This window comes from Myxococcales bacterium (genome assembly GCA_016703425.1).
Taxonomy (GTDB): domain Bacteria; phylum Myxococcota_A; class Polyangia; order Polyangiales; family Polyangiaceae; genus JADJCA01.
In genome coordinates, this window is sequence record JADJCA010000007.1 from 611,482 (window position 1) to 626,594 (window position 15,113).

Consider the following 15,113-nt stretch of genomic DNA (forward strand, 5'->3'; position numbering starts at 1 on the left):
AACCCCGATCCGAACATCGTCGAAGTGGCGCTCGAGGCTGCGCCCACGACCATCAGCTACCAGGACGGCAAGACGACGAACATCGTCGCCTACAACGGTTCGGTGCCCGGCCCGCTCCTCGAAGCCAACGTCGGTGACGAGATCGTCGTCCACTTCACCAACAGCTCGTCGAAGCCCACGACGATTCACTGGCACGGCCTGCGAATCTCCGACCAGATGGACGGGTCGCCTCGGATCCAGAAGCCCGTCGCGCCGGGCGCGACCTTCACGTACCGCTTCAAGGCGCCCGACGCGGGCTCCTTCTGGTACCACCCGCACGTTCACGCCAACGAGCAGATCGAGTCGGGCCTCTACGCGCCCATCGTCATCCGCGGCAAAAACGAGCCGACCTACGATCAAGAGCGCTACTTGCTCTTGGACGACGTGCTCCTCGACACGAAGGGCCAGCTCGCCGTCGAGCCCTTCCGTTCTGGCCCTAACGCCATGCACGGTCGCTACGGCAATGTGCTCCTCACCAACGGCCACGAAGGCAAGAGCTACCGCGGCGAGGCGAAACAAGGGCAAGTGGAGCGCTGGCGCCTCGTCAACACGGCCAACGCGCGCACCATGGTGCTCGGCATCAAGGGAGCGACGTTCCGGGTGATCGGCACCGACGGCGGTCTCTTGGCGCAGCCCTACACGGTGACGGACAAGCTGGAGCTGCCCGTGGGCGCGCGCTTCGACTTCGAGGTGACCTACGACCAGGCCGGCATCGCCGAGCTCACCAACTACATCCCGACGCAGAACGCGAAGGGAGACATCGTCGACGATCCGGTGCCGGCCTTCCAGGTCGACGTCGCCCCCGGCGGCGCGCCGCGCAGCGTCGATTATCCGGCCATCGAACCGCTGCCAGCGCGCGCGCCGGATCAGACGGTGAGCGTCGAAATCAACGCGGTGCAGACGCCCTCCGGTCAAATCGAGTGGCAGCTCAACGGCCAGGCCATGACCGGCAACATGAGCGACACCGAACCGCACGCTGCGCTCTTCACGTTCAAGCGCGGCGCCACGGTGCGCATCAAGCTCACCAACAAGATCGGCCCCGAACATCCGTTCCACCTGCACGGACAGTTCTTCACGATCCGCGACCCGAAGAAGCCGGGCCTTAAGGACGTGGTGCTCGTGCCCGGCGTGAGCACCGTCGAGGTCGACGCTTACTTCGACAACCCGGGCCGCTGGATGGCGCACTGCCACAACCTCGAGCACGCCGAGCTCGGCATGATGAGCGAGATCGTCGTCGAGTAGCGCAAGCGCGGCGGGGCCTCGGCTACAGACGCGGTCACTTCACCGAGCCCGGCAGCGGCACTTGGCACTGGCCGGCCTTGGTGAGCCACTTGAGCGTGTTGAGCCAGAAGCGCTCCACTTGGTATTCGGTGTGGCCCTTCCATTCGCTGTCGAAGGTGATCCACTCGTCGCCCCACACGAGGACGTGACCTGCACCAACATCGAGGGCGCGGAGCACGTCGTGGCCGCCCTCGCGCGCGATGACAGTTCCCGCGCCGAGCACCGCGTAGCCGTTGTCGGCGCCGATGCGCGTGATGCCCTCCGTGACGGGGTGCGCGACCCAACCGGTGACGGGCATCGTGCTGCCGCCCACGTACAAGATGGGCTGCGTCCCGTAGGAGATCCCGTGCGGCCCGAGCAGCGTGTTGACGTTGGCGTTCTCGCTCGGGTCGGCGAAGCCGGTGAGCGTCATGAAGCCTCCGCCCTTCTTGATCCAAGCCTCGAGCGCCGCGACCTCCGACGGCGCGTAGACGCGGCCGCCGTTTCGCACGTCCTGGGCAACGATGATCTGAAGGGGCGCGAGGAGCTCCGGTGTGAGAACTTGCGCCCCTAGCTCGGCCACGCCGGCGCTGCTCCGCGCCGCGAGCCACGCATGAAAGACGTCGCCGACGCCGGCCGTGCCCGGCGCACCGAGGAGCCCGACCTTGAGGCAATCGCAGATCCCATCCTTGCCGACGTCCACGTCGTCGACGACGCCGTTTTGATCGTCGTCGATGCCGTTGCACGCGGTCTCCGTGCCGGCCGCCTTCGGCTTCTCGCCGGCGTCGCCACGGGCGATGGGTGGCGTTTCCGCGCGGCCTGCCGCGTCGGTGATGGGCACCTCGTCGGTCAGCGTGGGCCACTCCTCCGTGGGCGCGGAGGCACCGCAGCCGGCAAGCAGCACCGTTACGAGACACGACGACCAGGACAAGAGCGAGAGCGGACGCGAGGGCATCGGTACCTCACGGGGCGCCATCGCAAAGGCCGGTCCATGGGAGCGTTAACGCTCGCGAGGCCACAAACGGGGCTGATCCGTCAGTCGAGGTGGCCAGCCGTCGCGGAAGCACTGAGCGTTAAGCGAAACCGTTTACGGCCCCGCGAGCCGGTGCACGCGCGCCCCACGAGACGCGTGCTCGCAGTCAAAAGCCCGCAGAAAGACCGTGCCGAGCGCGGGCGTAATGTGTGCATGGGTAGGCAAAATGCGCCCCCTCCACTGCCTGCTGGCGACCGCCCTGGTTCCCCTCGCCCTCGCTTGCTCCAGCTCCTCCGAAGCCGTGGACAGCGCCGGCGATGCGCTGACCGACGACGACGCCATCCCCTTCGCGAAGGCTGGCGATTGGGTCGTCGATCTCGACAAGGCCGCGCGCCTCTACGGCAAGACCTCCAAGTACTTCCTCGGCCTCGGCGGCGACGAGGTCTCGCCCAAGGTGCCCGGCATCGTTTGGGATCAAACGTTCGGCTTCGAGGGCGATCACTCGCCGGTGGCCGCGAACGCTGAGATGCCCGCGGTGCTCACGACCGAGGGCGGGCAAAAGAAGATCATCGGGCCCAAAGGTCGACGCCTTCACATCATCCCGCTGCTCAAGAACACCGACCCGTCGAAGCAAGTGCACCTCCGCCGCATGCTGCAGAACGGCGATGTGCTCACGTACTTTCATCCCGAGTCGACCGATCCGAAGGGCGTGATGGACCGCCGCGCGAGCCATGTGGCGATGCACTACGACTACGAGAAGGACGGCCGCACGCACGTCCATCACGTCGACAACCCGAACAACTACGGGCCTCGCTACAACCACGCGCCGAGCGTGCACATGCCGTTTCACGTCTTTCGCTACCAGCCGAAGGGCACGTCGGCCGAAACCTCAAAGGCCTACGGCCTCGCGGCCCGCGGCTGGGCCTTCATCAACGATGACCTCTCCCCCTTCTCGGGCTTCTTCGATCTGACGGTGCGCACGCGCGAAGACCTCACGACCAAGGTCTTCGAGAAGGCCGTGGCCGGTCAGGAGATCGCGCCGCTCTATTGTTCGGGGCTCGCCTACGCGAGCCTGAACCTCGGCGTGAACTACCCCTTCAACGCGGCGTCGCTCGGCGCCAGCTGGGCGACCTTCCAGCGCACCGAGTACCGACGCGACGACGGCATGCTCGACAAGAGCGAGCTTGCGCGAGGGCAAGAGAGCCTTCGCGGCGTCGGAAAGATGATCTTCGATCCGTACACGGCGAGCGAGATGACGAGCGCGTGGCTCGACGCGACGTACCGGGACCTCCCGCTAGAGGCGAGGCGCGGCATCGCCAAGAGCCCCGACGTCCAAGCGCAGCTCGCAGCGGGCCTCAAGTCCCTCAAGTTCGGCGACGCGCCGGGCAAAGAAGCCGCGCCCGCCCTTGCCGGCGCAGCGCCGGCGAGCGTCGCGAGCCCTAAGAACATGAAGGCGTGGGGCGACGCTTACGGCGCGGGCGAAAGCGAAACGCGGGACTACGTGGCGAGCCATGAGCTCACGACGCCATCCGGCGACAAGCCCATGGCCGCGCTCGTGGCCGAGGCGGGCATCGCGCTCGATGGCAAGACGCCCGCGGCGGTGCTCCGCGAGATCGAAGCCAAGTTCGTCAAGAACATGTTCGTTCCGCCGCGCATCTGGATCGATCAAGCCGACCGCGCCGATTCGGACATGGTCTACGTGGGCACGGTCTTGAACTGCGAGATGCTCTCGTCGTCGGACCTCGCGTCGAACGCCGACGCGTGCCTCGGAAGCGATCAAGGAACCGACGAGTTCGCGCAAGGCGGCGCCGACACGAGCACTTATCCGCACTACGCGGTGCCCAACGGCGGCGAGCGAACGCATCGACGCTTCGATGCGACGCCGGGCCCCGACACCTTCGGCCCCGGCACGCGGATCAAGCTGCGGGCCACGAGCGTCGACGTCGCCGACACGATGTTCTTGCTCCACACGCCCGAGATGTACAAGGGCACGGAGCTTTCGAGCCTCGAGACGATGCCCTACGACAACAAGTGCACGAGCCTCTATGCGGAGGCCCGCGCCGCCGGCACGCGCGGCTCGTGCGCACCGAGTCGCGGCATCGTGCTCGACCCGCAGGCTACGGTGCCCACCGGCCCCCTTGCCGACAAAAGCTTCGTGTTCAACCTCACCGAGGTCTGCCAGGTCTTGGATGAGCGCAACATGCTCTGCCCCGTCGCCGAGCAGCGCGCCGGCGGTTGGGAGGTCATCGGCAACAAAGTGGTGACGCGTGACGCGCATGGGCTGGTGGCCGCGACGATGGTCGACATGGGCCGAAGCGCCGCCGCCGCAACGCTCGATCGTTGCGATGAATGCCCCAAGGGCGGCGGTCAGTTCAACAACTGGAGCATCACCGTTCGAAACGATCCCGAGTGACGAGGTCGCGCCGGCGCGAGAAATGATGGGTCGCGGACGCCGCACAGATGGGGTTATAGAGACGAACCGTGGCCCCCGACGTCGTCTCGGCGCTCATGGACGCGTTCGCGCAGGCGGGGCTTGACCTCGCCGTCGTCGGACGCGCTTGGGCACGCGCGACGCCGCTCGTGGCGTTGGTGCCGGCCTTCGGCCTTCGTGTGCTGCCCACGCCCGTGCGCGCCACGCTCGGGCTCTCCTTCGCGGCCGTCATTTACCCAACGATAGCCGCCGCCGCCGCCGAGACCACGACGGCAGCCATGGATGCGACGGCCACCACGCTGTGGCTCGAGTTCTTGCGCGGCGTGCCCGCTGCCGTCGCTACCGCCACGCCGCTCTGGGCCATGACGATGGCCGGCGGGCTCGCTGATCAACTGCGCGGCGCGCAGGAAACGTTGTCGTTCCCGACCGTCGAGGGTCGAACCTCCCCGCTCGGGATCTTGTTTTCGTTGGCGGCGGCGTCACTCTTTCTCGCGTCGGGGGCCTGCGCGCGCGCTCCTCCTGCTGACGGCGCCGCTGGAGCCCTCGATCGTGTTGTCGGTGACGCGCACCCTCGTGCAGGGCTCCGCGCTCGCGATCTCCGTGGCCGCTCCGATGCTCTGTGCGGCGCTTGTTTTGGAGGTCGGCGCGTCTCTCATCGCGCGTGCCGCCTCGCCGGCCCACATCGACGCGATCGTGGGCCCCCTAAAGAGCCTCGCGCTCTTGGCCATCGCCGCCCTCGCCCTCGACCGAATGATCGTTCTATTTTAGTGGGGAGCTGCGCGTCAGCGCAGGCGGTCAGCCAACCTTTCAGTCAACATCCGCGCGGCCCCCTGCGGGCCGTCGCGGAGCACCCGCCGGAGGCGTGGTGCGGCTGGGGGAGGCTCAGCCGCCGCGAAGCGCGGCTGAGGGGGCCGGCCAGGCCCCACTAAAGCGGAATTCGGTACCCGAGCGTGAGTCCCAGCTCGAAGGCTTCCACGGTGCCTGTGAGGGTCGCGCAGTCGCCGACGGGCGAGCAACTCGGCTCCTGCGGCAAGATCCACCGCGACGCGCGCGCCGTAACGCCGGCGGCCCAGCGCTCCGCGAAGAGCCACGATGCGCCCGCTTGCACGGCGATGGCGAAGCCCTCCGTCGAGATCGTCACCGTTCGACTGCCAATGATCGACGGCACCGCCGCGGCCCGATCCCAGTCGTAGCGGTCAGCCACAACGACGGCGCTGCCAGCGACCCCCACCCATGCCTCGACGAGCCGATACCGAAAGGGGAAATACCGACCTTCCGTGCCCACCACCAGGTAGCTCCGCGAATGAGACCGCGGGATCTGAGAACGCCCCCCGCTCTCTTCGTCAGAGGTTGGCCGCGGCGCGAAGAGGAAGCCCGCACCGAGCGCCCATTCGGGGCTGCCTCGGTAGATGAGATGCAACCCCGTAAGCAGCGTCGCGTCGCCTTTGCCGATGGTCCCGATGGGCGTGTCGCCACCGCGTTGCGAGGGCGAGATCGGCGCCGTGGGCAGCGCGATCACACCGAGCTCGAACTCGGCCACCGTGTGCGGCTGGTCGAGCAAGCTCGGTCGCACCGATGACCCGATCCACGTCTCGTCGGGCGAGCTCGCACTCGCACTTCCGGTGGTGCTCGCGTCAGCGCCGGCCGCCGGCGTCGTGGTTGACGAGGGAGCGTTCGACGCGGCGTCGCCGCGCGCCTCGAGCGACACGAAGAGCGACACGACGGGTAACGCCGCGAGGAAGGGTCGCGCGAGGCGAGGAGTGATCAAAGCCATTTCACGCTCCCCGCCGGCGCGGCGCTCGGCGCCGCTTCGGGCGTTGCCGCATCAATGGCGAGCGTCTTCGCGGTTCGGACAACGGAGCCATCCGCCTTGGCGGTGAAGGAGATCTCATAGCGACCCGCCTCGAGGAAGGTGAAGGCGGTCCGAAAGGTGGCGCCGTCGCTCATGGGAACGAGCCTCGTGCCTTGCGCTTGCCCCGCGCCGAGCACGAGAAACACGCCATCGGTGATGGCTCCTTTTGCCTGAACCTTCGCAACGAGCTGCACCGGCTGGCCGAGGCGGGCCTTCGCGGGGGACGTGTCGAGGACGACCTTGGCAGCGTTCGTCGCCGCGCTCGGCGTAGGGCCCTTGCCGGTCGCGAGCGTGGGCGGCGCAGGAACCACCGTGGCGAGGGGCGGCGCGACCGCCTCCAGCTCATGCGCGTACTCGTCGGCGAGAGCGCGCGTCGTCGGGTTCTCCGGCGCAAGAGCACTGGCGAGCGCCGCGAGACGCGCGGCCTTCGCGATCTCTCGCGCCTGCTTCTCAACGACGGCTCGCTTCACGAGCGCATCGGTGGCGCGCCCCCGTAGCGCAACGAGGCGCGGCTCGGCGGGCCACTTGGCGAAGCCGACGGCAAAGAGCTCCCGCACATTTTCTCCCGGCGGTGCATCCCACCGCTCCTCGCGCATGGCCGCCTCGATGCGCGCCGCGTGTTCCTCGAAGGGCGCGGTGACGACGTGCCCGCCTCCGCCAAGCTTCTGCAGCGCACCGGCGCGGTGCAGGGCGAGCGCCCCACCGACGCCGACGAAGAAGCACAGCACGACGATGGCCAAGGTCGGCATGCGCCGCCGAACGTCCCGTGGCTCAGCGGGAGGGACCGTCTGAACGTCGGCCGACGACGGCGCCGAGGCGAACGCGGTGTCGCGACCGCGCCCCTCGGCGATGGTCGCTCTCGCTCGCACGACCTCTTCGTCGTCGCTCTTCAGCGGAACGGTCCCTGTCGGGCCGGCGCGGTCCGACGAAGGCAGGAGCACCGGCGACGACGCGAGCCGCACCGTGCCGTTGGTCGGTGAGACCAGCGTCGGCGAGGGCGTCGCAAAGTCGGTGCGCGCGCGCATGCCGGGGTGCACGTCGTCATCGTCGAGCGTCGGGTCGACCGACGGCTGGCTCTCGCGTGGCCGGGCGTCCTTGCGCTCCTGTGCAATGGCGGCGAGCTGCGCTTGCACCGCCGCCGGCGGCGTCCACTTCGCCGTCGGCGCAGCGAGAGGCACTTCGTTTACGTCTCGCGTCGATTGCGACGGCGCGTGAGGGGTCACGTTGGCGGGGAGGGCTGGCAACGCGGGATCGCTTCGTGGCGCCGCGGCACGGCCGGTCGTCGACGGCGACGCGAAGAGAGAGCGCGCATAATAATCATCGGCGGCGACGCCGCTGGCGCGGGCCGCATCGACGAGGGCGCGACCGAAAGCGCGCGCGCCGTCGGGCCGCTCCGCCGGAGCCTTCGCGAGGCCGCGCATGACGACGTCTGCGATAGCCGGCGGCACCTCGCGCGCCGCGTGATGGGAGCGCAGCGGCGGCGGTGGCTCGTGGATCTGCTGAATCAGGAGTCCGACGGCCTGCTGCCCTTCGAAGGGCGTGCGCCCCGCGAGCATTTGATAGAGCAAGGTCGCGATCGAGTAGACGTCGCCCGGTGGCCCGACCTTCTCACCTTGGGCTCCTTCCGGCGAGATGTACCGCGCCGTGCCGAAGATAAGCCCCGTGGCGGTCGCCATCGACTGCTCGCTCCAGTTGAGTCGAGCGATCCCGAAGTCGAGCACCTTCACGAAATCGGCGTCCTGTCCCCGGCGCACGAGCATGACGTTCTCGGGCTTCAGGTCCCGGTGCACGATGCCTTGCACGTGCGCTTCTCCCACGGCGTCGCAGAGCTGGAGCGTCACGTGGAGGGCGCGCGCCAAGTCGAAGATACCCGTGTCGCCGGTGAGCGCAGCGTGGAGCGACTCGCCGTTCAGGTACTCCATGACGATGTAGAGCGCGCCATCGGGCAGCTGACCGCTCAGGAGCACGTGGACGACGTTGGGGTGCTGCAGCCGCGACGCGACCTTCGCCTCGCGGAGGAAGCGCCCCACGAGCTGCGGGTTCGCGCTCAGCTCGCGGTGAAGGATCTTGACGGCGACGTCGCGATCGATCCCCTTCTGGAAGGCTCGGTACACGCGTCCCATGGCACCGATGCCGGCGAGCTCTTTGATCTCGATGTGCTCGAGGATCTCGCGCCCGAGGTACGGGTCCTTTGCCTGGCCGTGGTTGCCGCTGCCGGGGACCGAGCCCATCTCGGTGATAGGCAACAAGCGGCTGCCGTCGTTGGGACAGAAAAGTCCGTCGGCGGGGAAATGCCCCTGACAGGAGGGACAGATCTTCATGGTCGGAGCGGCGACCGGCGTCACGGGCCGATGGTATCGCAGGCCGTCGCCCTCCGCGTGCCCGCGCCCGCCCCCGCAAGCGAAATATGGGGCGCGGCACGGCTCCGCCGATGGCGCCCGCTCCAACGGCAACGGCTCGGCAAGCGTAAGGTGCGAGAAGGCGGCCGCGAGGGTTGTTCCCCCAGGCCGATTTGCGTATTAGCGATGTTCCTCTTTCGCCCGCGCAGGTGGGCGAACAGGATCTTTTGCGATGACCGGACAACGCCCAACGGACGAGGAGGAACGCGGAGGCGTGCCCCCGTCCATCGAAGGCGCGGCAGACCCGGCCTTGGCTGGGGGTGTCCCGGAGAACGAAGAGCGCGGGCCCGGCCTTCACGCGGCCAAAGGGCGCTCTCTCGCGCCCGAGGATACGGCGCCTCAGAGCACGGCGGTGCCCACGAAGACCCTCGATCCAGGCCCCGGCGACGAGGGCGGTCTGGCGGTCTCGCTGCCGACCTTCGAAGGCCCGCTCGACCTGCTCTTGCACCTTTGTCAGAAGCACGAGCTCGACATCCTCGACATCCCCATCAGCTTCGTGACCGAGAAGTACCTCGAGTACCTCGCGCTCATGCAGCTGGTGAACCTCGATATCGCCGCCGAGTACCTCGTCATGGCGGCCACGCTCGCGCACATCAAGTCGAAGATGCTCCTGCCGGCACCGCCGCCGGGTCAGGAGGACGACGAGCTGCAAGGCGAAGAAGAAGACCCTCGCGAGGCGCTCATTCGCCGCCTCCTCGAGTACCAGAAGTACAAGCAAGCGGGCGCCGAGCTCGCCGCCCGCGGCGTCACCGGCCGCGACGTATTCTTGCGCGGCGCGGAGATGGACGTCGCCGAGTCGAACGGCCTCCCGCCGCTGGCGGAGGTGCCGCTCTATTCGCTGCTGGAGGCGTTTCAGGCCGTGCTTTCGCGCGCCAAGGTGAAGCTCTCCCACGACATCGTCACCGACCGGATCTCGATCACCGATCGCATCCACGAGCTCGTGGGCATGTTGAAGAGCCGAACGCGCGTCGAGTTCACGGATCTCTTCGCCGACCTTCAGACCAAATTTGATCTCGTCATCACCTTCCTCGCGCTTCTCGAGATGACCCGACTTCGCATGACCCGCCTCCATCAATCCGATTCGCTCTCCCCCATCTACATCGAGATTCCCAGCGGCTCCCTCGACGACGTCGACGCCGTCGAGGTTCAGTCATGAGCGAGGAAGGCAAGACGCCCGACGCGGAGAAGAAGCCCCGGTCGCGCGGAGGCAAGGGGCGAAAGGCACCCGCGGCGGAGCCGCAAGACGACCTCGTCGCGGCGACGACGGCCGAACAGCCGACGGCGGAGGCGACGGAGGATGCCGGCCTCGCGGGGCGGCCGACGGAGACCAACGAGATCGACGAGCCTTTGCCGGCCGAATCGACGGCAAAGACCGTGCGGGGCGAAGTCGCCTTCGACGCGGAGGCCACCGTGGCGCTGAGCGGCGAGGAAATGGAAGCACACATCGCCGACAGCAGCGATCCGCTCGCGGCCGTCCTCGATGCCGAGGACGACGGCGACGCGACCGACGACGGCGAACCATCGCCCGCGACGCGCCCCCTGCCGGACAGCAACGTCGCGCGCGACCACCTGAAGGGGCTCCTCGAGGCGCTCATTTTCGCCAGCGATAAGCCGCAAAAGGCGGGCGAGCTGGCCCGCGCCGCGTCGGCACCGGTTAAGGAGGTTCGGCCGATCCTCGAGGAGCTACGGGGCGACTACGCGAAGCGTGGCATCCACCTCGACGAGGTCGCCGGCGGCTTCCTCTTCCGCACAAGCGCTGTCTACGCGCCCTTCGTGCGCGACATGTCGACGCAAAAGCCGGTGAGGCTCTCGCGCGCGCAGGTGGAGACCTTGGCGATCTTGGCGTATCGGCAACCGATCACGCGGCCGGAGATCGACGACATTCGCGGCGTCGACTGCGGTCCGGTTCTGAAGCTGCTCTTGGAGCGTGATCTCGTACGCATTTTGGGCAAGAAGGACGAACCCGGGCGGCCCATTCTTTACGGCACAACGAACGCGTTCTTGGAGTTCTTCGGGCTAAAGTCGCTCCGCGACCTGCCCACGTTGCGAGAGTTCACCGAGCTCAACGAGGACTCGCGGCGCGTCGTAGAGACCGAGCTCGGCGACGTGCTCGAATCAAAGCTGGATGACGTGGCGCCCGAAGGCGGCATCCATGGCGCAACCGTCGAGTCGGAGGCCCTGCGCGAAGAGCTTGAGTCGACGGCCGAAGAGGAGGCCGGTGACGTTGGGAAGGCGGCGCCCGCGAACGACGAGTCGGACGCTCCCGAGAGCGGCGAGCGAAGCGACGACGGCGGCGACGGCGATGACGATGACGACGATGACGACGACGATGACGACGACGACGATGACGACGACGATGACGACGACGACGACGACGACGATGACGACGACGACGACGACGATGACGATGACGACGACGACGACGACGATGACGACGACGACGACGACGACGATGACGACGACGACGGCGACGACGGCGACAAGAAGAGCGACGAGTGAGCCGGAGAGGCTCGCCGCCTAGAAACGCTCCCTTCGACGCTTGGAACCGCCGCAAGGAGCGCTGCCGCGACCGCTTGGGGTTGGTAGCAGCCGTGATGGTAGGCTAGCGCCGTGCACCGGGGACGTTTCTCTAGAGTTCGCGCCGTCGCGGCCCTCGCGCGCGTCGTCGGCCTGTCTATGGGCGTGGCGTCCTGTTCAGCACTCCTCCGAGCCGACGCCGACCAGTGCGCGGCGACGTCCGATTGCACCCAGAAGGGCTTTGCGTCGGCCGTTTGCTCCGATGGCATGTGCGTCCAAGCGCTTGCCACTGACGCGGGCTCGGATGGTTCGTCCGATCCCGCGTGGGGCTGCGTTGGCTCGGTCAGCTGGCCACCCCAAGACGACACCCGCCAAGTGACAACCGAAGGCCGGATGCTGGGGCTCTTCTCCGAAGCCCCCATCGTCGGCAGCACGGTCCGCGCTTGCGCGGGCATCGACTTCTTGTGCACGAGGCCCATAGCGACGGCGACCACGGACGCGCGCGGCATCTACTCGATCAAGGTCCCGTTCGCGTTCCGCGGCTTCTTGGAGGTGACCCACGCAGCGGGAGCTTCCGTGATGCCGCTCCTCTTGCCCTACACGGCGCCGCCAGTGGCCGATCAGGCGGTCGACGCCGAACCGGTCCACGTCCCCACGGAGAGCGAGCTTCAGGGCCTGCTGCAAGTCATCGGACGAGAGCTCGTTCCCGAAGCCGGCCACGTCTTTGGTTTGGCCGTTAATTGCCAGGGGAAGGCTACGAGCGGCGTCGTCTTGCAAGCGGCGCCCGTCTTGGCGCAGAGCCTCGCCTTCTACACCGACGAGAGTCGCCTCCCCGCGACGACACAAACCTCGACCAGCAGCCGCGGCGAGGGCGGCTTCATCAACCTCCCCGTGGGGCCGGTCACGCTCCGCTATTCCAGAGAGGCCGGTCAGGCCGTCGGCTCCTTGACGGTCCCTGTCCGAAAGGGAGCGATCACCGCCGCGGTCCTCGGCCCGACCCCCTTGACCAACTGAGTGACCAACTGAGCATGAGCCAGCTCGGCAACTACCAACTCATCGCGCGGGTCGGCCACGGAGGAATGGCCGAGGTGTTCCTCGGCCTCGCTTCCGGCATGCAGGGGTTCCAGAAGCTCATGGTCCTAAAGACCCTGAAGCCCGAGCTCTCCGCCGACCCTGAGTTCATCGAGATGTTTCTCGCGGAAGCTCGCGTCGCGGCGCTCCTCAACCACCCGAACATCGTGCAGACCTACGAGGTCGGCTCCGACAACGGTCGTCCCTTCATCGCCATGGAATACCTCGAGGGGCAGCCGCTGAGCGCGATCCTCGTGCGCGTGGGGCGCGCCGAATTCCCCGTCGACCTGCACGTCCACGTGCTGGCGCAGATGCTCGGAGCCTTGCACTACGCCCACGAAGCCACGGACCTGAACGGTCGACCGCTCGCGATCGTGCACCGCGACGTGAGCCCGCAGAATGTCTTTGTGACCTATGCGGGGCAGGTCAAGCTGCTCGACTTCGGCATCGCGAAGCTGTCGAGCTCGGCGAGCTTTACGAAGCAAGGCGTCGTCAAAGGCAAAGTGGGGTACATGGCGCCGGAGCAGGCGTTCGGCTCACCGCTCGATCGTCGAGCGGACGTGTTCGCCGCGGGCGTCATGCTGTGGGAGGCGCTCATGAAGCGGCGCTTGGTGCTCCCGACAGACGACGATTCATTGGCGATCCAGCGGCGCCTCGCGGGCAACGATCCGCCGCCCTCGAGCGTCCGTAGCGAAGACACCGTCCTCGTCGAGATATGCAAGCGCGCAATGGCCGCATCGTCGTCGGGGCGGTTCGACACGGCCGACGCCATGCGTGAGGCCCTCGACGAGTGGCTCGGCCGCCCGGCGCAGGCGCTTGAGCGCAAGCTCGCTCGCCTCGTGGAGGGCGCCTTTGAGCGCGAACGGAGCCAGCTCAAGAAGCTCGTGGAGGTGCAGCTCGCGCAGGCGGGGACGGCGCGCGAAGTCTCCCTCATCGAGATCGAAGCGCCGGCCAGCGCGTCGGGGTCGTCGAGGGACGCGGCCGTCGCGACGGCGGCGGCGACGGCGGCGGCGGCGGCGGCGGCAACGGTCCCGGCACCGGCACCGGCCGAAAGCGAGCCGGTCGACCACACGCGCGCCGACACCCCGAAGCGGCACCGGCTCCGAGGCGTCGTCGCAATCGGCGCCGTGCTGTGCGTCGTAGCTGGCGCTGTTGCGGTGAGTCGCGCGCCCGCTGCCAAGGGCGCGGTGGAAGCAGCGGCGCAGCCGGCGGCGCCGTCGATCGCAGCGACGACCGCGGCCGAGGTGCCGGGCGCACGCGTGCGGCTCAGCACGAGCCCTCCCTCGGCGAGCCTGGTCTTGGATGAGAGGCCCATTGCCAATCCCTTTGACGGGCCCGTTGCGCGGGGAGCGCACATGCTCCGCGCGAGCGCTCCCGGCTACGAGGTCGAAGAGCGCTCGCTCAGCGTCGAGGCAGACCTCGTCATGGAGCTCGCCCTGCGGCCTGCGACGCCGACGCCCACACAAGCGCGGTCCGACGGAGAGGGCGACGCCTCCCGCTCGCCGACGCGCGGCAGCCGAAAGCCCAACGTGAACACGAGGCCGGCAGCGCTCGGCATCGACGAGAAGGACCCGTACCGATGAAGGCGTTTTTGGGCACTCTCCTCATCGCTGCAGCGCTCGCGGCGGGGGGCTCCGCGACGGCGCAAGACGGCGAGAAGGATAAGGATCGGTCCACGACGGAGGCGCGGGCCTTCTTCAATCGCGGCGTCGACCTCTTTCGCGAAGGTGCGGTGGACGCGGCGCGCGTTCAATTCCGACAGGCCTACGCGACCCGCCCGCATTTCGCAGTCCTCTACAACATCGGGCAGGCCTCCATGCGCCTCCAAGACTATGCGGGAGCGCTCGATGCCTATCAGCGCTACCTGCGCGACGGCGGCACCGAGGTCCCCGCAGAGCGCCGCGCGCTCGTCGAGACCGAGCTCGCGAAGCTTCGGACGCGCGTCGCCGAGATCACCCTCGATACTTCGGCGACGGCCGGCGAGGTCCTCGTGGACGACGCCGTCGTCGCGCGGCTTCCGCTCCGCGATCCCTTCATCGTTTCCGCGGGACGCCGCAAGATCACCGTCGCGCCGGAGGGCGGCGCCGCGGTGACGCGCGTCATCGAGGTCGTCGGTGGTCAACCCGTGAAGCTCCAACTCGAAGCAGCGCCTCCCGCCCCAGCCAAAACCGAGGCGCCTCCGCCGCCGGTCGTGGTCGAGTCACCACCGCCGGAGACGCGCGCGTCGTCGGGCCCTTGGATCGCGCTCGGGACCAGCGCGGTCCTGGCCGTAGGCGCCGGCGTCACGGGCCTCGTCGCCCTGAGCGCCAAGTCCGACGCCGACGCCGAACTGCGGCGGTTTCCCGGCTCGCGGGACGATCTCGATGCCGCGCACTCGCGCATGCAGACTGCGTCCGTCGTGGCCGACGTGCTCGCGGGCGCGGCGCTCGTGGCGGCGGGAGTGTCTATCTACCTCTTCGTTTCATCGCCGAAGGCCTCGGCCGCGAAGGCCAGTGCGCAACGTCTCGAGGTTTTCGGCAGCGGCCGCACCGTGACCGTGCGCGCTTCCTTCTGAGCAACGCCCGCGCGGCT

Annotated in this window: 11 protein-coding genes; 8 read left to right on the top strand and 3 right to left on the bottom strand. The window is 68.3% G+C overall.

Going from position 1 to position 15,113, the window contains the following annotated elements:
* Positions 1-24 precede the first annotated feature (24 nt).
* Positions 25-1,281: a multicopper oxidase family protein gene (locus tag IPG50_14585; GenBank protein MBK6693415.1), complete on the top strand. Its 1,257-nt coding sequence runs from the start codon at positions 25-27 to the stop codon at positions 1,279-1,281.
* Positions 1,282-1,315: 34 nt separating this feature from the next.
* Here IPG50_14585 and IPG50_14590 read toward each other — a convergent pair whose 3' ends face one another.
* On the bottom strand, positions 1,316-2,254 hold the full coding sequence (locus IPG50_14590; GenBank protein MBK6693416.1) for a hypothetical protein: 939 nt from the start codon (positions 2,252-2,254) through the stop codon (positions 1,316-1,318).
* Between the two features lie 244 nt (positions 2,255-2,498).
* Here IPG50_14590 and IPG50_14595 point away from each other — a divergent pair, with 244 nt between their 5' ends.
* Together IPG50_14595 and IPG50_14600 are read left to right on the top strand one after the other, a co-directional pair.
* Positions 2,499-4,685: a hypothetical protein gene (locus tag IPG50_14595; GenBank protein ID MBK6693417.1), complete on the top strand. Its 2,187-nt coding sequence runs from the start codon at positions 2,499-2,501 to the stop codon at positions 4,683-4,685.
* Positions 4,686-4,753: 68 nt separating this feature from the next.
* Entirely contained in the window at positions 4,754-5,632 is an 879-nt protein-coding gene (locus tag IPG50_14600; GenBank protein MBK6693418.1) for a flagellar biosynthetic protein FliR, read from the top strand.
* Here the strand turns inward: IPG50_14600 and IPG50_14605 are convergent.
* Both IPG50_14605 and IPG50_14610 read right to left on the bottom strand, forming a co-directional pair.
* A complete protein-coding gene (locus tag IPG50_14605) occupies positions 5,629-6,477 on the bottom strand; it encodes a hypothetical protein (GenBank protein MBK6693419.1) in 849 nt (282 codons plus the stop codon). The genes IPG50_14600 and IPG50_14605 overlap by 4 nt on opposite strands.
* Positions 6,468-8,900 (bottom strand): protein kinase, encoded by a 2,433-nt coding sequence (locus IPG50_14610; GenBank protein ID MBK6693420.1) that lies wholly within the window; start codon positions 8,898-8,900, stop codon positions 6,468-6,470. The genes IPG50_14605 and IPG50_14610 overlap by 10 nt, the downstream gene beginning before the upstream one ends.
* A gap of 226 nt (positions 8,901-9,126) precedes the next feature.
* Between IPG50_14610 and IPG50_14615 the strand changes: the two genes are divergently transcribed.
* The 5 genes from IPG50_14615 to IPG50_14635 all read left to right on the top strand — a co-directional run bounded on the left by IPG50_14615 (position 9,127) and on the right by IPG50_14635 (position 15,096).
* Positions 9,127-10,110 carry a segregation/condensation protein A gene (locus tag IPG50_14615; GenBank protein ID MBK6693421.1) on the top strand — a complete coding sequence of 328 codons (984 nt, stop codon included), beginning with the start codon at positions 9,127-9,129 and terminating at the stop codon, positions 10,108-10,110.
* A complete protein-coding gene (scpB, locus tag IPG50_14620) occupies positions 10,107-11,453 on the top strand; it encodes an SMC-Scp complex subunit ScpB (protein ID MBK6693422.1) in 1,347 nt (448 codons plus the stop codon). Before IPG50_14615 ends, scpB begins: the two co-directional genes overlap by 4 nt.
* A 111-nt stretch (positions 11,454-11,564) precedes the next feature.
* Positions 11,565-12,485: a hypothetical protein gene (locus tag IPG50_14625; GenBank protein ID MBK6693423.1), complete on the top strand. Its 921-nt coding sequence runs from the start codon at positions 11,565-11,567 to the stop codon at positions 12,483-12,485.
* Between the two features lie 14 nt (positions 12,486-12,499).
* Complete coding sequence (locus IPG50_14630; protein ID MBK6693424.1) at positions 12,500-14,125, top strand: serine/threonine protein kinase; 1,626 nt, start codon at positions 12,500-12,502, stop codon at positions 14,123-14,125.
* Entirely contained in the window at positions 14,122-15,096 is a 975-nt protein-coding gene (locus IPG50_14635) for a hypothetical protein (protein ID MBK6693425.1), read from the top strand. Before IPG50_14630 ends, IPG50_14635 begins: the two co-directional genes overlap by 4 nt.
* Positions 15,097-15,113 lie beyond the last annotated feature (17 nt).